Origin of the sequence: Moellerella wisconsensis ATCC 35017 (assembly GCF_001294465.1) — a bacterium.
Classification (GTDB): domain Bacteria; phylum Pseudomonadota; class Gammaproteobacteria; order Enterobacterales; family Enterobacteriaceae; genus Moellerella; species Moellerella wisconsensis.
In genome coordinates this window covers 1-897 of record NZ_LGAA01000034.1, presented here as the reverse complement: position 1 = coordinate 897, position 897 = coordinate 1, and the positions used below count along the sequence as shown (strand labels likewise).

The following is an 897-nucleotide window of genomic DNA, read 5'->3' as shown; positions in this document are numbered from 1 at the left end:
TTTGCTCTACTTTTCTATCAGACAATCTGTGTGAGCACTTCACATTCAACTTCGAATTTAGGTAAGGAGGTGATCCAACCGCAGGTTCCCCTACGGTTACCTTGTTACGACTTCACCCCAGTCATGAATCACAAAGTGGTAAGCGCCCCCCCGAAGGTTAAGCTACCTACTTCTTTTGCAACCCACTCCCATGGTGTGACGGGCGGTGTGTACAAGGCCCGGGAACGTATTCACCGTAGCATTCTGATCTACGATTACTAGCGATTCCGACTTCATGGAGTCGAGTTGCAGACTCCAATCCGGACTACGACGCACTTTATGAGTTCCGCTGGCTCTCGCGAGTTCGCTTCTCTTTGTATGCGCCATTGTAGCACGTGTGTAGCCCTACTCGTAAGGGCCATGATGACTTGACGTCATCCCCACCTTCCTCCGGTTTATCACCGGCAGTCTCCCTTGAGTTCCCACCATTACGTGCTGGCAACAAAGGATAAGGGTTGCGCTCGTTGCGGGACTTAACCCAACATTTCACAACACGAGCTGACGACAGCCATGCAGCACCTGTCTCAGAGTTCCCGAAGGCACTAAAGCATCTCTGCTAAATTCTCTGGATGTCAAGAGTAGGTAAGGTTCTTCGCGTTGCATCGAATTAAACCACATGCTCCACCGCTTGTGCGGGCCCCCGTCAATTCATTTGAGTTTTAACCTTGCGGCCGTACTCCCCAGGCGGTCGATTTAACGCGTTAGCTCCGGAAGCCACTCCTCAAGGGAACAACCTCCAAATCGACATCGTTTACAGCGTGGACTACCAGGGTATCTAATCCTGTTTGCTCCCCACGCTTTCGCACCTGAGCGTCAGTCTTTGTCCAGGGGGCCGCCTTCGCCACCGGTATTCCTCCA

The 897-nt window shown here is 52.2% G+C and carries 1 rRNA gene; it reads right to left on the bottom strand.

The window, feature by feature from the left end:
- Window positions 1–62: 62 nt before the first annotated feature.
- A 16S ribosomal RNA gene (locus M992_RS14220) occupies window positions 63–897 on the bottom strand; the annotation flags it as partial.